This is a genomic window from Gluconacetobacter tumulisoli (assembly GCF_014174155.1).
Lineage (GTDB): Bacteria > Pseudomonadota > Alphaproteobacteria > Acetobacterales > Acetobacteraceae > Gluconacetobacter > Gluconacetobacter tumulisoli.
This window is the reverse complement of sequence record NZ_JABEQM010000003.1, coordinates 407,352-422,137: the sequence shown is the minus strand read 5'-3', so window position 1 is coordinate 422,137 and position 14,786 is coordinate 407,352. Positions and strand designations below refer to the sequence as shown.

The following is a 14,786-nucleotide window of genomic DNA, read 5'->3' as shown; positions in this document are numbered from 1 at the left end:
ATAGACGCGCGCCATGCCGCGCAGGAACTGCTCGCCCCCGCCATAGAGTTCGAAGCCGTGGCGCGACACCAGGAAGACCTTGTCCCTTCCCTCGAGCACCGGCGCCGGCAAACGGCGCATGATCCCTTGGGGATTGACGACAAGGGTTCGTATCATGGTCCCATTTTCGTCGATCAGGGACCGGACAGGGCGCCCTTCGATCTCTGCCATATCGATGAAAAAAAGCAGCAGATCACGACGCATCACCGTCAGTTCGGACTGTCCCGCAGCGTCGGTAAAGATGACGCGGCCGTAGATTTTTTCCAGTGGCCGAAGCGTCGCCTCGATAGTCGGGCCCGCCAAGCGCGCCAACACGGAAGAGGCAACCACGGCGGGCTCGATCGCCATCCACGGCGCCTCGGAAAGCTGCGCCAATTGCGCCTCTACCGTATCATGCTGGGCGGTGATTACCCGTGCGCCCTGGATGGAGGCAGGGAAGCGGTCCGGCGCGGCGATCCAATATTCGTGCAGCCCTTCTTCTGCCTTAGCCATTACCGCGCGCAACTCGAGCACGTCGTCGACTTCCCCAAGAAACGCAATCGCCACATGTACCGGGGGTATTTCGTCGCTCATTTCGCGCACGAGATTAACGATCTGCGTCGCCTTGAGATTTTTGGGCTCCACTACCAACGCTGCCTCGGCATCAGCCTTTGCTGCATCGAAATGATTCAGAGCTAAATTCATGCGCGCGCGATCGATGCGGTAGTTGACGCGCTCTGGGTCGAGTGAAACGGCATGCCCGATATGTTCGACAGCCCGAGCGACATCACTAGCACGGAGCGCAAGTTGCGCTAAGCGGTAATGGGCCTGATGCAATTCGGGCTTGTCTTGCAACGCCTTCTCAAATGCCTCACGTGCCCGATCCGGCGCCCCGGTTTCCATGCAGACCCGGCCGTATTCAAAATGCACATCAGGGTTTTCCGGATGTAATGCAATCAGCTTATCGGCCATGTCCTTTGCTGGACCGAACTTACGTGCCATCATCGCTTGGCGGATAAACTCGAGCGATGCCTGAAAATCATCAGGATTTACAGCAAGAACTCGCCCGAACAGTTCCATGGCGGCCAGACGATCGCCTGTGCGCGCGGTGGCGCGCGCAAGTTCACGCAATAGTTCAGCAGACTCACCACACTTTTTGATCCCTTCGCCCAGCGTGACCAATGCCTCGACATTACGTCGAGCCGTGGATAGCGCATTCGCCAGTTCACGGTAGCTACGCGGATTATCCGGCTGGATACTCAGCACTGTCCGCAATAACTCAGCGGCGTTCTCAGCATCCCCTTGCTTTAGACGCAGTCGACTATATTCGCGCAATGCATCGACCCGAGAGGGTTCAAGTTCCAAGGTCTTATTAAATGCATCTTCCGCTTCGATAAAATTACCAGAACGTAGAAATGCGGTACCGAGCAAATGCAATCTTGCCGATGTAGGCGGCGATAATATGAGAGCCTTCCTTAGAAAGAAAATTGCATCATCAAAACGCTCAAGTTTAACAAAAACCGCAGCAAGTTTTTGAAAATCACCGGCATCACTCGAAAGTTCGGCGATGGCATGCCACTGGTAAATAGCTTCGTCATAACGACGCTGAGCATTCAGCAGATTAGCCAACTCTCGACGCAGACCTAAATTATTTTTATCTTGCAGCAAACCCTTTGTGAACTGCCACTCCGCCTCGTCAAATCGATTTTGACGAATGGCAATGCGACCGGCAACCAACTTCAGAAGAGGTGGACCGTCTGCACTATAATCGCTTTCGGTGATAACTTCTGCAGCATCAGCAACGCAGCCAGATCGAAGAAATGCCTGCGCTTTCGAGATACGACCAGAAAGATCCGAATTAGAATTCACAGGTAAACGCCCTTTTTATTTCATTTGAAAAGACAAAATTCATACCATGCACCCACCTTGACAATACAGACCCCAAAAAATGCAATTTCTGCAAATCATTATCCGGAGGCAGGTCTACTACTGCCTCTGGATTTCTCGTCTTTAAATTAGGGTCACAACATCTTCCAGACCACGAGAGAGCTGCGCTAGGATTCTACTGAAGTCTCCTTGGATTAAGATTTCAAAGTTTTCAAATCAGTCAAGAAAATGACGCAGGAAAAATATCATACCAAGTCATTTCAAACGCTTTCCATTTCTCTTTCAGGTATTTCGTATCCAAATTGATCCTTCAGGATCTTCGCAGCGTCATCCTTAGCCATGACGTCTCGATGTCTAAGTGTCCGGATTTCTCCATCCTTTCTAGCCATCTGAGTACTCTCAATATGGTTCATCATGTAAACGACCGCAGGAAAAGGCACAGCGACGGGGCTTTTTCCTTTCTGTTGAGCCAGTTCCTCCCTAATAGAATGCCTCACAAACTGACCAAAATGAGAATTTAAATCATTTTCATCCGTTGGGTAATCGTCCTTTTTAAAATGCCCAACAAAGCAGGATCCACACGAGCCGTGAAAATTACCCGTCTGCAGCGCCAATTCACAATTTACTGTATCAAAACGGTATCCATCCCGAATGCCGTAACCAGATTTATTATCATCCTGCAAAACATAACGCACAAGAGATTTGTGCACGAGATCATCTGCATCCAAAAACATAACGTAGGATTCTTCAACATTTTGTTGAAGAATCCATGACCCAATAAGGCGAATTTTGGCGTATTTGTCTCTATCTCCAAATTTTCTATCCTTCTGAGGAGGAAAATTTACAGGAAGATAGATAAACCGAGGATCATTAAAATACGGAGTTTCTGGTCTATCCTGACAAGCAAGAACGACAAGAAAATTTTTCTCGTCAGATCGAAAAATTGATTGCAATGTATCGTTCAATTTTCGAACAACATTATTCCAGTCGACTGAGGAGGCCTTCGGCTTCAGTGGAACTGCAAAAATGAACGGATTTTTCATTTGTGATAACTTTCCATTGACTATGAAAATATAATTCAAGTCACCGAACTGCTGCAGCACAATACCTTCCAACAGTAGCGCGCCGCCATCCGATTTGGACTTGAATGAATTTAACAAGAACCTCAAACACCCAACTTATACGCTAGTCGCACATTTACTCCTTTCAAAGACAGACCGTTTAGATTAGCCATAAGCCCAAAAGCTGCTGACCATGTAGTTCCAGACCATTATTATACCTATAGAAATCTCGACGATGCGCAGAATGACAAGCACTTGGATGAGCTAGCCCGCTTTTGGGATCTTTCAATTTGCGTCCATTGTGCGCATACACAACCTAGCCGAATATCTTTCCTCTTTTTCCATCATCGGTCTACCTTTCGCCAATAACCCTCAAAGATTCGGCAGCCGTCCAAATTTTTGATCCAACCTTTATTCCCACTCTTCACCGATATGGATCACTCGTATCGAGATGATTGCGCACGAAATGCTCGATCGCATCCTCCAGCTTGGTGCCGGGCTTGTTATAGCCGGCAGCGCGAAGGCGCGTATCATCGGCCTCGGTAAAGTACTGGTACCGCGGCCGCATTGCTTCCGGCATGTCGATGAAGCGGATACGGTGTTCCAGTCCCAGCGTATCAAAAATTGCCCCGACCAGGTCGAGGAAGCTGCGTGCCTGGCCGCTGCCGAGGTTATAGAGCGCCACGCCCTGCGGCTGATCCAGAAGCCATAAGATGATGCTCGTGATGTCCGCCACATACACGAAGTCGCGCAACTGTTCCCCATCCTTGTAATCCGGACGGTGGGAGCGGAAGAGGTCGATCGTCTCACCAGACTTGATCTTGTCGAAATATTTCGATGCAAGGCTCATCATCGGTCCCTTGTGGTGTTCATTGGGACCAAAAACGTTGAAGAATTTGAGGCCGATGCAAAGAGGAGGAAGAGTTTGCCCGCTCTCCAGCCGTGTCGCAACCACCTGATCGAACAGATGCTTGCTCCAGCCATAGAGATTCAGCGGTCGCAACGTCTGCAGATGGGCCAGTGACAGATCGTCATTGAAGCCTTGCGTGCCGTCGCCGTACGTCGCCGCAGACGAGGCGTAGATCAGCTTGACACCCCGCGCCGTGCACCAATCAAGAAGTGCCAAGGAGAAACGAAAATTATTCTCCATCACCTCATCGCCATCCTGGGCGAGGGTGGAGGAATTGGCCCCCATGTGGATAATCGCTTCGATATCGTCGCGCTGGCCGAGCCACGCTATAAGCTCATGCGGCGGCACGATATCCTGTACCACGCGCTTGCGAAGGTTCTGCCACTTTCCCTCGCTTCCCAGCGTGTCACAAACGACCACATCCATCCGCCCCACATCATTGAGTGCGGCAACAATGTTGGAACCGATGAAGCCGGCCCCCCCCGTCACGACGATCACGTGCGATTCTCTCCCTGAATCAAAATTGAAAATATACCAACTGCCATCATGATGGTACCGCCAGCGCACGGCGCGCAACCGTGATTGCGGCGGTCAGATGGTAAAGACTGGAAGCCGGGGCTGGATCGTCCCCCCATTCCCCGTTCGCATGCCGCCGTTCCATCCACAAGCCGCTGGGGGCTGGTGTCAGATAACTCTCCAATATGCGATAGGCATCCAAAATCTTCGCTTCGGTCGCGTCGGGGCGCAGAATCTCGGCCTTCAGGCGTTCGGTCTGTGGCCAGAGGCGCTGGCCGCCTGCGCGTAGCGAACCGTCGCTCCAGAGTTCGTCCACCAAGGCACCACTCGCCGGATCAAGACCGTAACGGTCGATAAAGCCTGTCAGCCCGGCCACGGCCTCCGGAACGCCGGCTAGTGGCGGTCGGTTGGCCAGCGCACGCCGGCGCGTGTGCCAGACCAGCAGCCAGACCCATTCCGCGTGATGCCCGGGCTCGACCACGAATCCCGTCCTCTCTCGGCGGGGGACCAGATCTTCATCGAAATATTCGGGCAATGCGCCTTCCGCCGGCTGCCAGAGATGGTCGAGGAATAGCCGGGCAATATCATCGGCCCGATCCAGGAACGGATCATCCCCGAAACTCTCGGCCGCCGCCAGACAGGCTTCGAAGAGATGCATATGGGGATTCTGCCGCCGGGGAAGACTGATAGGCAGGCCCTCATGATAACCAGCGACAGGGTGAAGGAGTGCCTTCCGCAGATAGGAATCAAGCGCCAGCGCTTCTTTCCGTAGGTCATCAGACGGTATCGCCCGCATAGCGCTCGCCAGCGCTAGCAGCACGAAGGCATGGTCATAAAGATCATGCCTTGCATCGATTACCCGACCGGAGAGGTCGAAGCGCCAATAATACCCCCCCGCCGGATCCACAGCAAAGCGGCGCAGATAATTCAAGCCGGCCTCGACTGCCTCCACAGCCTCGGCCACACCCGCGATCACGGCTTCGCTGAAGACGTAAATCTGGCGAGTGACTACTCGTAATCGACGGAAATCCGCCGTGCAGTGCCACTCATCGAGCGTCAGATGCTCATGGAAGCCCAAAGGCCGTCCATCCGAAGCCCGATCGAGGCCCCTCCTCAGCCAGAAAGGCCACGCAACGTCCCGCAACCAGTTGAATAACCGATTATCGGACGCCTGTAGCAATGGCGAAAAGACCGTCATTCGTGCCACCCGTCCATTGCAACAACGTTTTCCCTCATCGGCCCTGCAAAGCTATCCTCCCAGAAGGTTTACTCTGCGACGTTCATCGGCAGATCCACGCTTACTTTCGGCACGACGCTCCCGGTCCCTATACCACCCGGCGCGTCAGCGTCTATTGCGCTCATTCGACGTATCATCGCCGTCGTGCTGGTATTGGGAAGGTAATCTATCAGTTCGACCCGGCCACCATAGGATTCCACAAGGTCTCGTCCCACCACCGTCTCGGGTTTATAGTCTCCACCCTTCAACAGCACGTTGGGACGAAGCTGGGAGATAAGTTCAAGAGGCGTGTCCTCCCCGAAGAGAATCACGGCATCAATCGCTTCGAGCGCTGCGGCAACCGTCATACGTGCCGTTTCGTTCTGCACCGGTCGGCTCATCCCCTTCAACCGTTGCACGGACGCGTCGGTATTCAGCGCCAGCACCAAGCGATCGACACGATTGCGCGCCTCGGTAAGAGTAAAAATATGACCGGGATGCAGCAGGTCGAAACAGCCATTGGTAAAGCCGACGACAAGCCCTTCCTCCTGCCAGGCGGCTACCTGATCGCGCAGGGTACGGACGCCCGTAAAGATCTTCGGGCTGACATGATGCTCATGCCGTTGCAGGAGAAGTTCGCCCAACTCCTCCACGCTTGCGGAAGCCGTACCAGACTTGGCAACGACCACTCCTGCCGCCGCATTGGCAATGCGCGTCGCGCCGCCGAGGTCCGCGCCGGCGGCCAGCGCCATGGCGAAGGCCGCTACCAGCGTATCACCCGCCCCTGAAACATCGATAACCCGTCGTGCGAGGGTTGGGAAACGCGCTTGCGTCATCCCCTTTTCAATAAGTTGCACCCCTCCCTGGCTGCGCTTCACGCAGATGGCAGCGACGCCCGAACGTTCGGCGATCTCAGCAGCCGCCCTCTCCACCTCGGCATCGTCCTGCGGAATGACACGATCAAGCGCCACGCCGACTTCGTGCAGATTGGGCGCGATCACCGTGGCACCACGATAGCGGCTGAAATCGCGCCCTTTGGGATCGACGACAACGGGGATCCCGCGGGCCTGCGCCGCCGCGGTCACTGCCGCCATCAGGGGCGGCTGGAGCACACCCTTCAAATAGTCGGAAAAGATCACCACATCTGTTTCCGGCAAAGCAGCCAATGCCCGCCGCGTAATTTCTTCCAACTCCTGCCCCGAAGCCGGCACCGCATGTTCCCAATCGAGCCGCAGCAGATGCGTATTATATTGCGGATTAATGAAACGGGTCTTGATCGTTGTGGAGCGGCCCGGATCGCAGACAAGATCGGCGACGATATTCGGAAAGCGGGCAATCTCGTCCCGGAGTTCCTGGGCAACGGCATCATCGCCGCAGACGCCCAGCAAACGGCATTTTCCTCCGAGGCCTGCGACATTGACGGCCACATTTGCCGCCCCCCCCAACATTTGCTCTTGCCGGCGCGCAGCCAGAACCAGAGAGGGCGCCTCGGGCGAGACACGTTCCGTGCTGCCATAAATAAAGCGGTCCAGCATGACATCGCCTATGACAAGAAGGCGACGATCCGACATAGCCAGCAGGATGTCGGCAATGGGCGTCGTGGTCATGCGTCTCATTCTCCCGGACGATTATCCGTTTTCACTGTATTTAAACCAATTTTAGCATTTTACATATACGTTACATCGTAACGGTTATGCACTAAATTGCGCCATCCCGCTCGGAATTTTGCCTTGCTCGATCAGGGCGACAATGAACTGATCCAGATTTCCGGGCCAAAAAAGATAACCGGGGAGGCCGGCTGCGGCGGCAGCCTGCATATCCGTCGCGCGGTCGCCGATCATGAAAGAGCCCTCGCGCTGCACGGGCCACCGCTCCATCAAATCGATGATCATACCGGGCCCGGGCTTGCGGCGCCTACAGACACGACGGAAGGCTTCAATTGCGGCTTCCGGATGATGGGGACAATATTCCCATGAATCGATATGGGCACCATTTGCCGCCATTTGCGCGGCCATCCAGCCGTGCAGGCGATGCACTGCATCTTCGGAGTAATAGCCTCTGGCTACGCCAGCCTGATTTGTGACGACAAAAACAAAATACCCGATCTCGTTAAGCCGCCGAACGGCGTCATGAGCACCTGGCATCCATTGAACCCGCCCTGGATCATGCGGATAGCCGTCGTCCACAATCAGTACGCCGTCTCGGTCAAGGAAAGCCGCCGGGCGCGACCAGGGAAGCAGATCATCGATTTGCCGTTGCATCCCCGAAGCACGCAGATGTGGAATATCCAGCGCCAATAGCGCCGGCCCGAGAGACTGCGTCGAAGAGCCGAGAAGACTTAACAGGGAACGACTGAGAGAAGCGACGCCGTCCCAAGCATATCGCGAGGACTCGACCAAAATCGCTCCCGGTTCATTCCCGACCATGAGAGACAGCGCCAGCAAATTAACATCGGACATGCGACACCCGTCGATCAACAGAAACGACGGCTCTAATGCCGCTTCAACGGCATGCAGAAGACCCACACTACCAGACGCCGCTTCGGCAGTAAGCAGGCGTATAGTCTTCGGCATACCTTGCGGAATGGGTCTCCCCTGCGGCACAACGACCAGACAGTCCGTGATACCGTATCGGTAAGCTTCGCCCGCAAGTGCTGCCAGGAATTGATCCGCTGCCTGATCGGACCGTGCCGTCGCAAGCAGGACGGCCTGGCAGGGAAAGGTGGTGGGCAGAACGAGGGACATTGTCTAAATTCTATCCAAACCAGAAATATTTCGATAATAAACAGTGCCCACAGAAAACGGTCTCATATCGTTCTCAAACCCCAGAGAACACGAATAAATCACTCCCCAAAGCAGGAGACTTTTGCCTTTTAGACAAAGATTTCACCCTCCATTTCCTGCCTTGACGAGCACAAGCATCACATACGACCGATGGATGAATATTGGAATCCACACTCGCGCATCAGGACCGGATCGAAAACATTTCTAAGATCACACAGAACGGTGCCGGCCATGGCAAGCTTGAGCTTTTTTGGATCAATCGCGCGAAACTCGTTCCATTCCGTCAGCAATACGACCGCATCGGCACCATGGGCCGCGCCTATCGCCGTCTCGACGAAGCTCACTGCGTCAGGCAATACCTGCCGCGCATAATGCGGCTGCGGATCATAAGCCTGCACCTTGGCTCCGGCCTCCAGAAGCTTCGGTATAATGACCAATGAGGGCGCATCGCGCATGTCGTCTGTCTCGGGCTTGAACGTGACCCCCAAGATCGCAACTACCTTGCCTTTCGCGTCCCCACCTAACGCTGAGATCACACGATCGGCCATTGCGGCCTTGCGCGCCTCGTTCGCCACGACAGCCTGTTCTACGATCGTTACGGGTGCCCCCAGCTCCTGCGCCGTGCGCGCCAATGCCAGCGTGTCTTTCGGGAAGCAGGAGCCACCATAACCCGGACCGGCGTGAAGGAATTTTCTGCCGATTCGTCCATCCAGGCCCATGCCGCGGGCCACGTCATGGACATCCGCCCCTGCCTTTTCGCACAGATCGGCCATCTGGTTGATGAACGTAATCTTCACCGCCAGGAAGGAATTGGCGGCGTATTTAATCAACTCCGCACTCTCGATCGAAGTTGCAACGATCGGCGTTTCAATCAGATAAAGCGGCCGATAGAGCCGCTTGAGCTGGGCAAACGCCCGCTCATTTTCCGCGCCGATCACCACACGATCAGGTCGCATGAAGTCCCCGATAGCACTTCCTTCGCGCAAAAATTCCGGATTGGACGCCACGTCGATCGCCAGATCCGGCCGCGCCTCACGCACAATGGCCTGAACCTCTCGCCCGGTTCCCACCGGCACGGTTGACTTCGTCACCAACACCAAAGGCCCGGTCGCCGCTTCGGCCACCTGACGCGCCGCAGCGTAAACATAGCTCAGATCCGCATGGCCATCACCACGGCGCGTTGGCGTGCCCACTGCCAGGAAAACCGCATCGGCGCCCGCCACGGCACTTTTCAGGTCAGTCGTGAATGTCAGCCGCCCGTCGGACACATTCTCCGCGACCAAATTATCAAGACCAGGCTCGTAAATCGGCATACGCCCCTGCTTCAGAGCCTCGATCTTGGCCGGCTCGACGTCCACCACGACAACGTCGGTTCCGAATGCCGCAAAACATGCCCCTGACACCAGCCCGACGTAACCGGCACCAATCATTGTGACTTTCATACCTTCAGGCACTCCCAATCCGAGCAACGAGACATAGTCGCCCCATCTCGGCACCTATTAGCGTTTCCTTAACGATAATATAGTCCGTCCCGAACACCTAGACATTTCGCTACCCGGATAGACAATATTTCGTAACGGATCATATTCACGAAAGCTTAACTGGGGCCATCGGCATATGGAGGCCGAACCATCGTACTGAGCAAGGTCATCACCATTTCACCGCAAGGCCGTCTAGCGCAGGATTAATCCTCCAACCGACCCGCTTCAGTCATCTCCACTTTTAGGCGGAACCGGATCCCATCAACTTAGCGAATGCTCCCGTGTCCAGGTATCACTTTCACTCATTTCCCGCTTGCTGAAGGCAGCAGGATCAGGCTGCCGCAACGACGGATATGCAATTGAATTAGGTTATGCTAAGGAATGGGTCGTCGGAACGACGATGCTTGGTTCGAAATCGCAGCACTATCTCCACATGTCGGTCGACATTTTTCCCTCTTTTTACGACCGTACTGATGGATGCGCCCCGACAAGGGGATCCATGGTCAAGACGGAGTCATAATGTCTGATACCTTTACCGTTTCAGCCCTTCGGGTCGCCAATGAGTCTTTCCTCGTGGCCAGCATGATCGAACGCTGTCCCAAGACCATGATGATACGAGAACTCGTGGTAAATGGTATCGAAGCGGCAGCAAATGCGCCAGCGGGGCAACGCAAGATTCACATTGATGCCCAACGCATCAATGACGCGACGAAACTTTGCATCTGGAATACCGGCCCGGGCCTCAGCCCCGAGGAATTGCTGCGCATCACCGACCTGGCCTCGTCTCTCAGGAAGGAGAACAGTCTCGATAAAAACTTCGGCATGGGTGCCAAGGTTGCCTCACTCCCGTCCAATCGCTACGGATTGCGTTACCGTTCTTGCAAGGCCGGCCGGGTCAGCGAAGTCATGCTGGGCCAACGGAATGGTGTCTATGGCAGATTGCGCCAAGGATCTGACGGACAAGAGGTCATCGACGTCAGCGACCAGGTCAGGGCGGAAGGCCTCTACGATCTGGATCAGGACTGGACAGAAGTACTCCTTCTCGGCAATTCGGCGGAACAGAACACGGTCCTGAGCCCCTACGACGAATCACCTCGTGTCGGAGCAGACTGGCTTCCGCGCTATCTGGAACAGCGGTTTTTTCGGTTGCCGGCCCGGATCGACGTCCTCCTCTCTCCCGATGTGACAGCTCGCCGCGGAACGTTTCGTCTCCGGGGAATGGTAGATCGCTTGGCAGGTTTCCAGCGCATCGAAAGCGTCACGACGCCGAATAATATCATCCTGCATTACGGCTTTCATGCTCCATCCGGTGTCGCGCCCGGTACGTCGGGCAACGGCCAGAGCGCGATCGTTCATCGCGGGGAGATGTACGACGTAACGTCCCGAAAGAGCTGGGCTCGGGAAGCACCGATCTTCGGCATTCCCTTTGGCGCGGCTTTCATCTCGGTCTTCGTCGAACTGCCTGACGACTATCCGGTATGGCCGGAGGCCTATCGACAGTTCCTGCGCTTCCGTGGCGGTGATCAGAAACAAGTCTTCATGGTCGCCTTTGCCCCCGTCGTCCGTACCTTCATGCCGGATTGGCTGAAGCAACTCATCCAGTCGCTGGGTCCACAGCAGGCTGAATATCTTGACGAAATCAACGACGAACTACGCGATCTGTTAGCTGAGCTCGAGGTACCCCCTTCGAACCAGGGGCAGCCAGCAGGCTACGATCCGGCCCCTCCTCCCTCCCCGCCGAAGCCATCCAAGCCGACGACGGACAGGGCCAATCAGCCGTCCCGTGAGTTGCCTCTTGAGCAACCCCCGCGTGAACAGCCTCCCCGCCCTCGCGAGGATGAGCCAGAGAAGCCGCGTCCCAGGACGTATGAGCGGCCGCCTGAAATCATTGGCCTACGGGACGAAGCTCTGATTGCCGAGCGCGGCCTGAACGGCCGCGCCGCGAAATATTTCCCGCAAAGCCATCAGCTCTTCCTTAACCTGACCTATCCGGCAGTCGCCGATCTGGCCGAACGTCTTGCTCAAGGGGCTGCAATGGAAGACCCCACACAGGACGAGGAAGCACTACGTCTTGCCGCCATTGAGGTCGCCGAATGGTGTATTACTCGAAAAATCTCGCGCGCGCTTGTCTATAGCCTGGCAAAGCGAGGTGCGGGCTGGCATCCTGAAGAAGTAAATAGGGCCCAGTCGCCGGAATGTCTTACTCTGGTTGCCGATGACTGGCACAATATGCTGGACATTGGACAGCGACGACTTGCCACAACTTTGCCAACCTATGTCGCTACGTCCATGACACAAGTAGGATAGCCATTACGAAATGCGTCCGCCGGAAGGGGGACGCTGCAGCATCGACAGAAAAATGAAGGATCGTTTCCGGGGTATCGCATGACGATACCCCGGAAACCGCTTGAGCTGATAAAAAAAGCACTCGCCCGATTGTACTGGCGATAGATCCAGTAGACGAACACGAAACAATGGTGGTATTTCTGTCATCACCGTTGTCGTCGAGTAAGTGTCCATTTTTCTGTAGAATTTGGCTGCCTGCTCACCTTATATTTCCTACATAAAATATTTACTCTTCGTTAAGATTAAATGTAAATTATTACAATATAAATTTTTAAATTTCCTAAAGAATATTTTTATTCTGCCACAAACTAAAATAATTGAAGTGATAATTTTCAATTACTTTTTATATTCTCTTATATTCGCAATTATTTTTTCCATGGTAGGAAATGTCAGAAGACTGAATGGTCTCGCCGTACGAACCCAAGACGGCCCTACACTTGACTCGTTCTCCATGCCCTGCCCCCAGCGATCTTTCATAACCGCCAGTTCAGCCCGCGCTCGCGCGCTTCGTTCACCATCAAGGTGATCCAGTCCCCTGCTTTTGGATTCAAAGTGCCGAAGCATAATGTGTGGCGTCCAGACAATCTTGAAGCCCGCCTTGCGAACCCTGAGACATAGATCGATATCAGACTGGCCTACCGGAAGGTGCCGTTCGTCGAATTCTCCAATTGCGCGAAACAGCTCGCATCGCATAGCCATAAACGCGCCCGTTACGGCGCTGGCCGTTCGCGTGACCTGCCACCGAGATCCAGGCCCCGGTGTTCCCCATGCTTCGTGCAGACCGTCATGGGTACTATTTCCGTACCATCCCATCAGCACACCCGCGTGCTGAATGGTATCGTCGGGATAGAGCAGCAACGCCCCGACGAGGCCAACATCAGGGCGCGCCAGCAACCCGCGGACCCGGTCGTCCCATCCTTGCGTCAGCATCGTCATGTCGTCATTGGCGAAGACGACCAGTGGTGTGTCCACATGACGGACAGCCAGGTTGTTCAGACGCGACCAGTTGAACGGTTCATCGATCCGCACGACCGTCGTGTCCTCCGACCGTGCAAGGACATCCAGGCCATCGACCGCATCCAGCGTCTCACTTCCATTGTCGACGATGACGAAGCGCAGGGCTTCTGGCCTTTCGGCCAGTCGTCGCAGGCTGCCGACCATGCCAGCCAGATCGTCGACATTGTCACGCGTGGCCAGGACGACCGTCCGCTTCTCCGGCATATCCGGCACGCGCCACATCACGCCCAGGGGCAAGGCCTCCCTCGCGTTTTCCGTTCCCATAATAGCATCAACAAAGCCATGAGCGCGCGCATGCAGCGTAACTGCCATCGCGTGATTATCCGGGCGAGGCTTGCATGCGCTTCGCCGAAACAATGCAAGCGGTATATGCCCCACCCGCCCCGCGCGCGTCAGATCCAGCAGCAACAACGATCGAAGCGTTTCCAAGGGAACCGCGTCACAGCGATTGCACACGCCGAGGAATGCCTCGCGCCGGACGATGACCGTCTGCCCTTCGCTTCCCATATCGAGACACCAGTCGTAATCCGGCATCTGTCGCAAACAGGGGGTCAGACCGTCCACATCTACGGATGCGTCGCCGGTCGTGAATTCCTCGTCACAGATCCAGGCATCGACCTGCGATGCAAGGGAGCTTGCCGCCTTTACCCAGGCGAGGGCCTGCGGATCGGCAATCGCACCCTTTGCCAGCAGGACCACCCATTCCGTCCCCTCCCCCATCACGATGTCCCGCAACTGGATCGTGATATCATCGGCATGATCCAGCCTGACGCATGCCAGACGGTCGAAAGACGGAGCCATGCGCGCAACGACACGCAATGCCTCGCTCTCCACCCCGATGGCGTGGACATAAAATGCTTCGTCAGCCTGATCGACCAGACCACGCATCTGGCGCCACATGGTTTCAGCTTCGACGCCATCGCACATCATAAACAGACTAACCGATATGTCCCGATCATCGATCGCAGGCGGCGGTGGCGGCCGAAAGTGCGCGCGGAAACGATCATACAGTGCCGGCGGCCAAGCCGTCAGAGAGGAAAGCGCTGGCAATTGCGCCGCAATACGATCCAGGGAAGCGCGCAAATGGGCGACCTCATCCGCGATCCGGAATACAAGGCCCATCTCATGTTCGGCGTGCCGGTTCTCGAACGACTGTCGGACATATCGATCGATGCCCAGGGACGCCAATTCCCGCATCGCGTCGGTATGACTCGCGGCAACGACCAGCGCGGCCTCATAAGCAATGATTGCAGCAGATCGCCGGCCCAGGCGCTTCAGAAGATGGCCCAGTTGCAGATGACCGTCGCCCATGTCGGGACGCAGCGCAACGGCCTGGCGATACGCGCGCTCGGCGGAGGCAAACCGCTCCTGTTCCTTCAAGACATGACCGTACTGTATCCAGATGTGCGCCAATGAAGGATCGGCCTTCAGTGCTTCGGCATAGGCCCGCTCGGCCGTCGGCCAGTCGCGTAGACGATTGGCCGCATCGCCTCGCGCGATTGCATCCGCCTCCGTCACGTCCCTCTTCCCCACATCGCGTCACCCCGGCCG

9 protein-coding genes are annotated in these 14,786 nt (G+C 55.6%); 1 reads left to right on the top strand and 8 read right to left on the bottom strand.

All coding sequences use genetic code 11. The annotated features are described in order from the left end of the window. The 7 genes from HLH28_RS06020 to HLH28_RS05990 form a co-directional block, all read right to left on the bottom strand. Window positions 1-1,887 (bottom strand): tetratricopeptide repeat protein (locus HLH28_RS06020; RefSeq protein ID WP_182955954.1); only part of this gene is annotated, 1,887 nt, incomplete at its 3' end. 278 nt (window positions 1,888-2,165) lie between these two features. Next, window positions 2,166-3,008: a hypothetical protein gene (locus HLH28_RS06015; RefSeq protein WP_182955951.1), complete on the bottom strand. Its 843-nt coding sequence runs from the start codon at window positions 3,006-3,008 to the stop codon at window positions 2,166-2,168. 382 nt (window positions 3,009-3,390) lie between these two features. After that, a complete protein-coding gene (rfaD, locus tag HLH28_RS06010) occupies window positions 3,391-4,374 on the bottom strand; it encodes an ADP-glyceromanno-heptose 6-epimerase (protein WP_182955948.1) in 984 nt (327 codons plus the stop codon). Window positions 4,375-4,420: 46 nt separating this feature from the next. Beyond that, window positions 4,421-5,590: an AGE family epimerase/isomerase gene (locus HLH28_RS06005; RefSeq protein ID WP_182955945.1), complete on the bottom strand. Its 1,170-nt coding sequence runs from the start codon at window positions 5,588-5,590 to the stop codon at window positions 4,421-4,423. Window positions 5,591-5,658: 68 nt separating this feature from the next. After that, window positions 5,659-7,215, bottom strand: coding sequence for a D-glycero-beta-D-manno-heptose 1-phosphate adenylyltransferase (gene rfaE2 / locus HLH28_RS06000; protein ID WP_182955942.1), 1,557 nt, complete (start codon window positions 7,213-7,215; stop codon window positions 5,659-5,661). Window positions 7,216-7,299: 84 nt separating this feature from the next. Next, window positions 7,300-8,352, bottom strand: coding sequence for an HAD family hydrolase (locus tag HLH28_RS18015; RefSeq protein WP_246395708.1), 1,053 nt, complete (start codon window positions 8,350-8,352; stop codon window positions 7,300-7,302). Between the two features lie 176 nt (window positions 8,353-8,528). Then, window positions 8,529-9,833: a UDP-glucose dehydrogenase family protein gene (locus HLH28_RS05990; RefSeq protein WP_182955939.1), complete on the bottom strand. Its 1,305-nt coding sequence runs from the start codon at window positions 9,831-9,833 to the stop codon at window positions 8,529-8,531. A gap of 558 nt (window positions 9,834-10,391) precedes the next feature. Here HLH28_RS05990 and HLH28_RS05985 point away from each other — a divergent pair. Beyond that, complete coding sequence (locus tag HLH28_RS05985; protein ID WP_182955936.1) at window positions 10,392-12,179, top strand: ATP-binding protein; 1,788 nt, start codon at window positions 10,392-10,394, stop codon at window positions 12,177-12,179. 375 nt (window positions 12,180-12,554) lie between these two features. Here HLH28_RS05985 and HLH28_RS05980 read toward each other — a convergent pair whose 3' ends face one another. After that, a complete protein-coding gene (locus tag HLH28_RS05980) occupies window positions 12,555-14,753 on the bottom strand; it encodes a glycosyltransferase (RefSeq protein ID WP_182955933.1) in 2,199 nt (732 codons plus the stop codon). Window positions 14,754-14,786 lie beyond the last annotated feature (33 nt).

What these genes read in the sequence shown, in the direction of transcription:
- HLH28_RS18015 (WP_246395708.1), bottom strand. Translation starts at nt 8,352, where the DNA reads ATGTCCCTCGTTCTGCCCACCACCTTTCCCTGCCAGGCCGTCCTGCTT.
- HLH28_RS05990 (WP_182955939.1), bottom strand. Translation starts at nt 9,833, where the DNA reads ATGAAAGTCACAATGATTGGTGCCGGTTACGTCGGGCTGGTGTCAGGG.
- HLH28_RS05985 (WP_182955936.1), top strand. Translation starts at nt 10,392, where the DNA reads ATGTCTGATACCTTTACCGTTTCAGCCCTTCGGGTCGCCAATGAGTCT.
- rfaE2 (WP_182955942.1), bottom strand. Translation starts at nt 7,215, where the DNA reads ATGACCACGACGCCCATTGCCGACATCCTGCTGGCTATGTCGGATCGT.
- HLH28_RS06005 (WP_182955945.1), bottom strand. Translation starts at nt 5,590, where the DNA reads ATGACGGTCTTTTCGCCATTGCTACAGGCGTCCGATAATCGGTTATTC.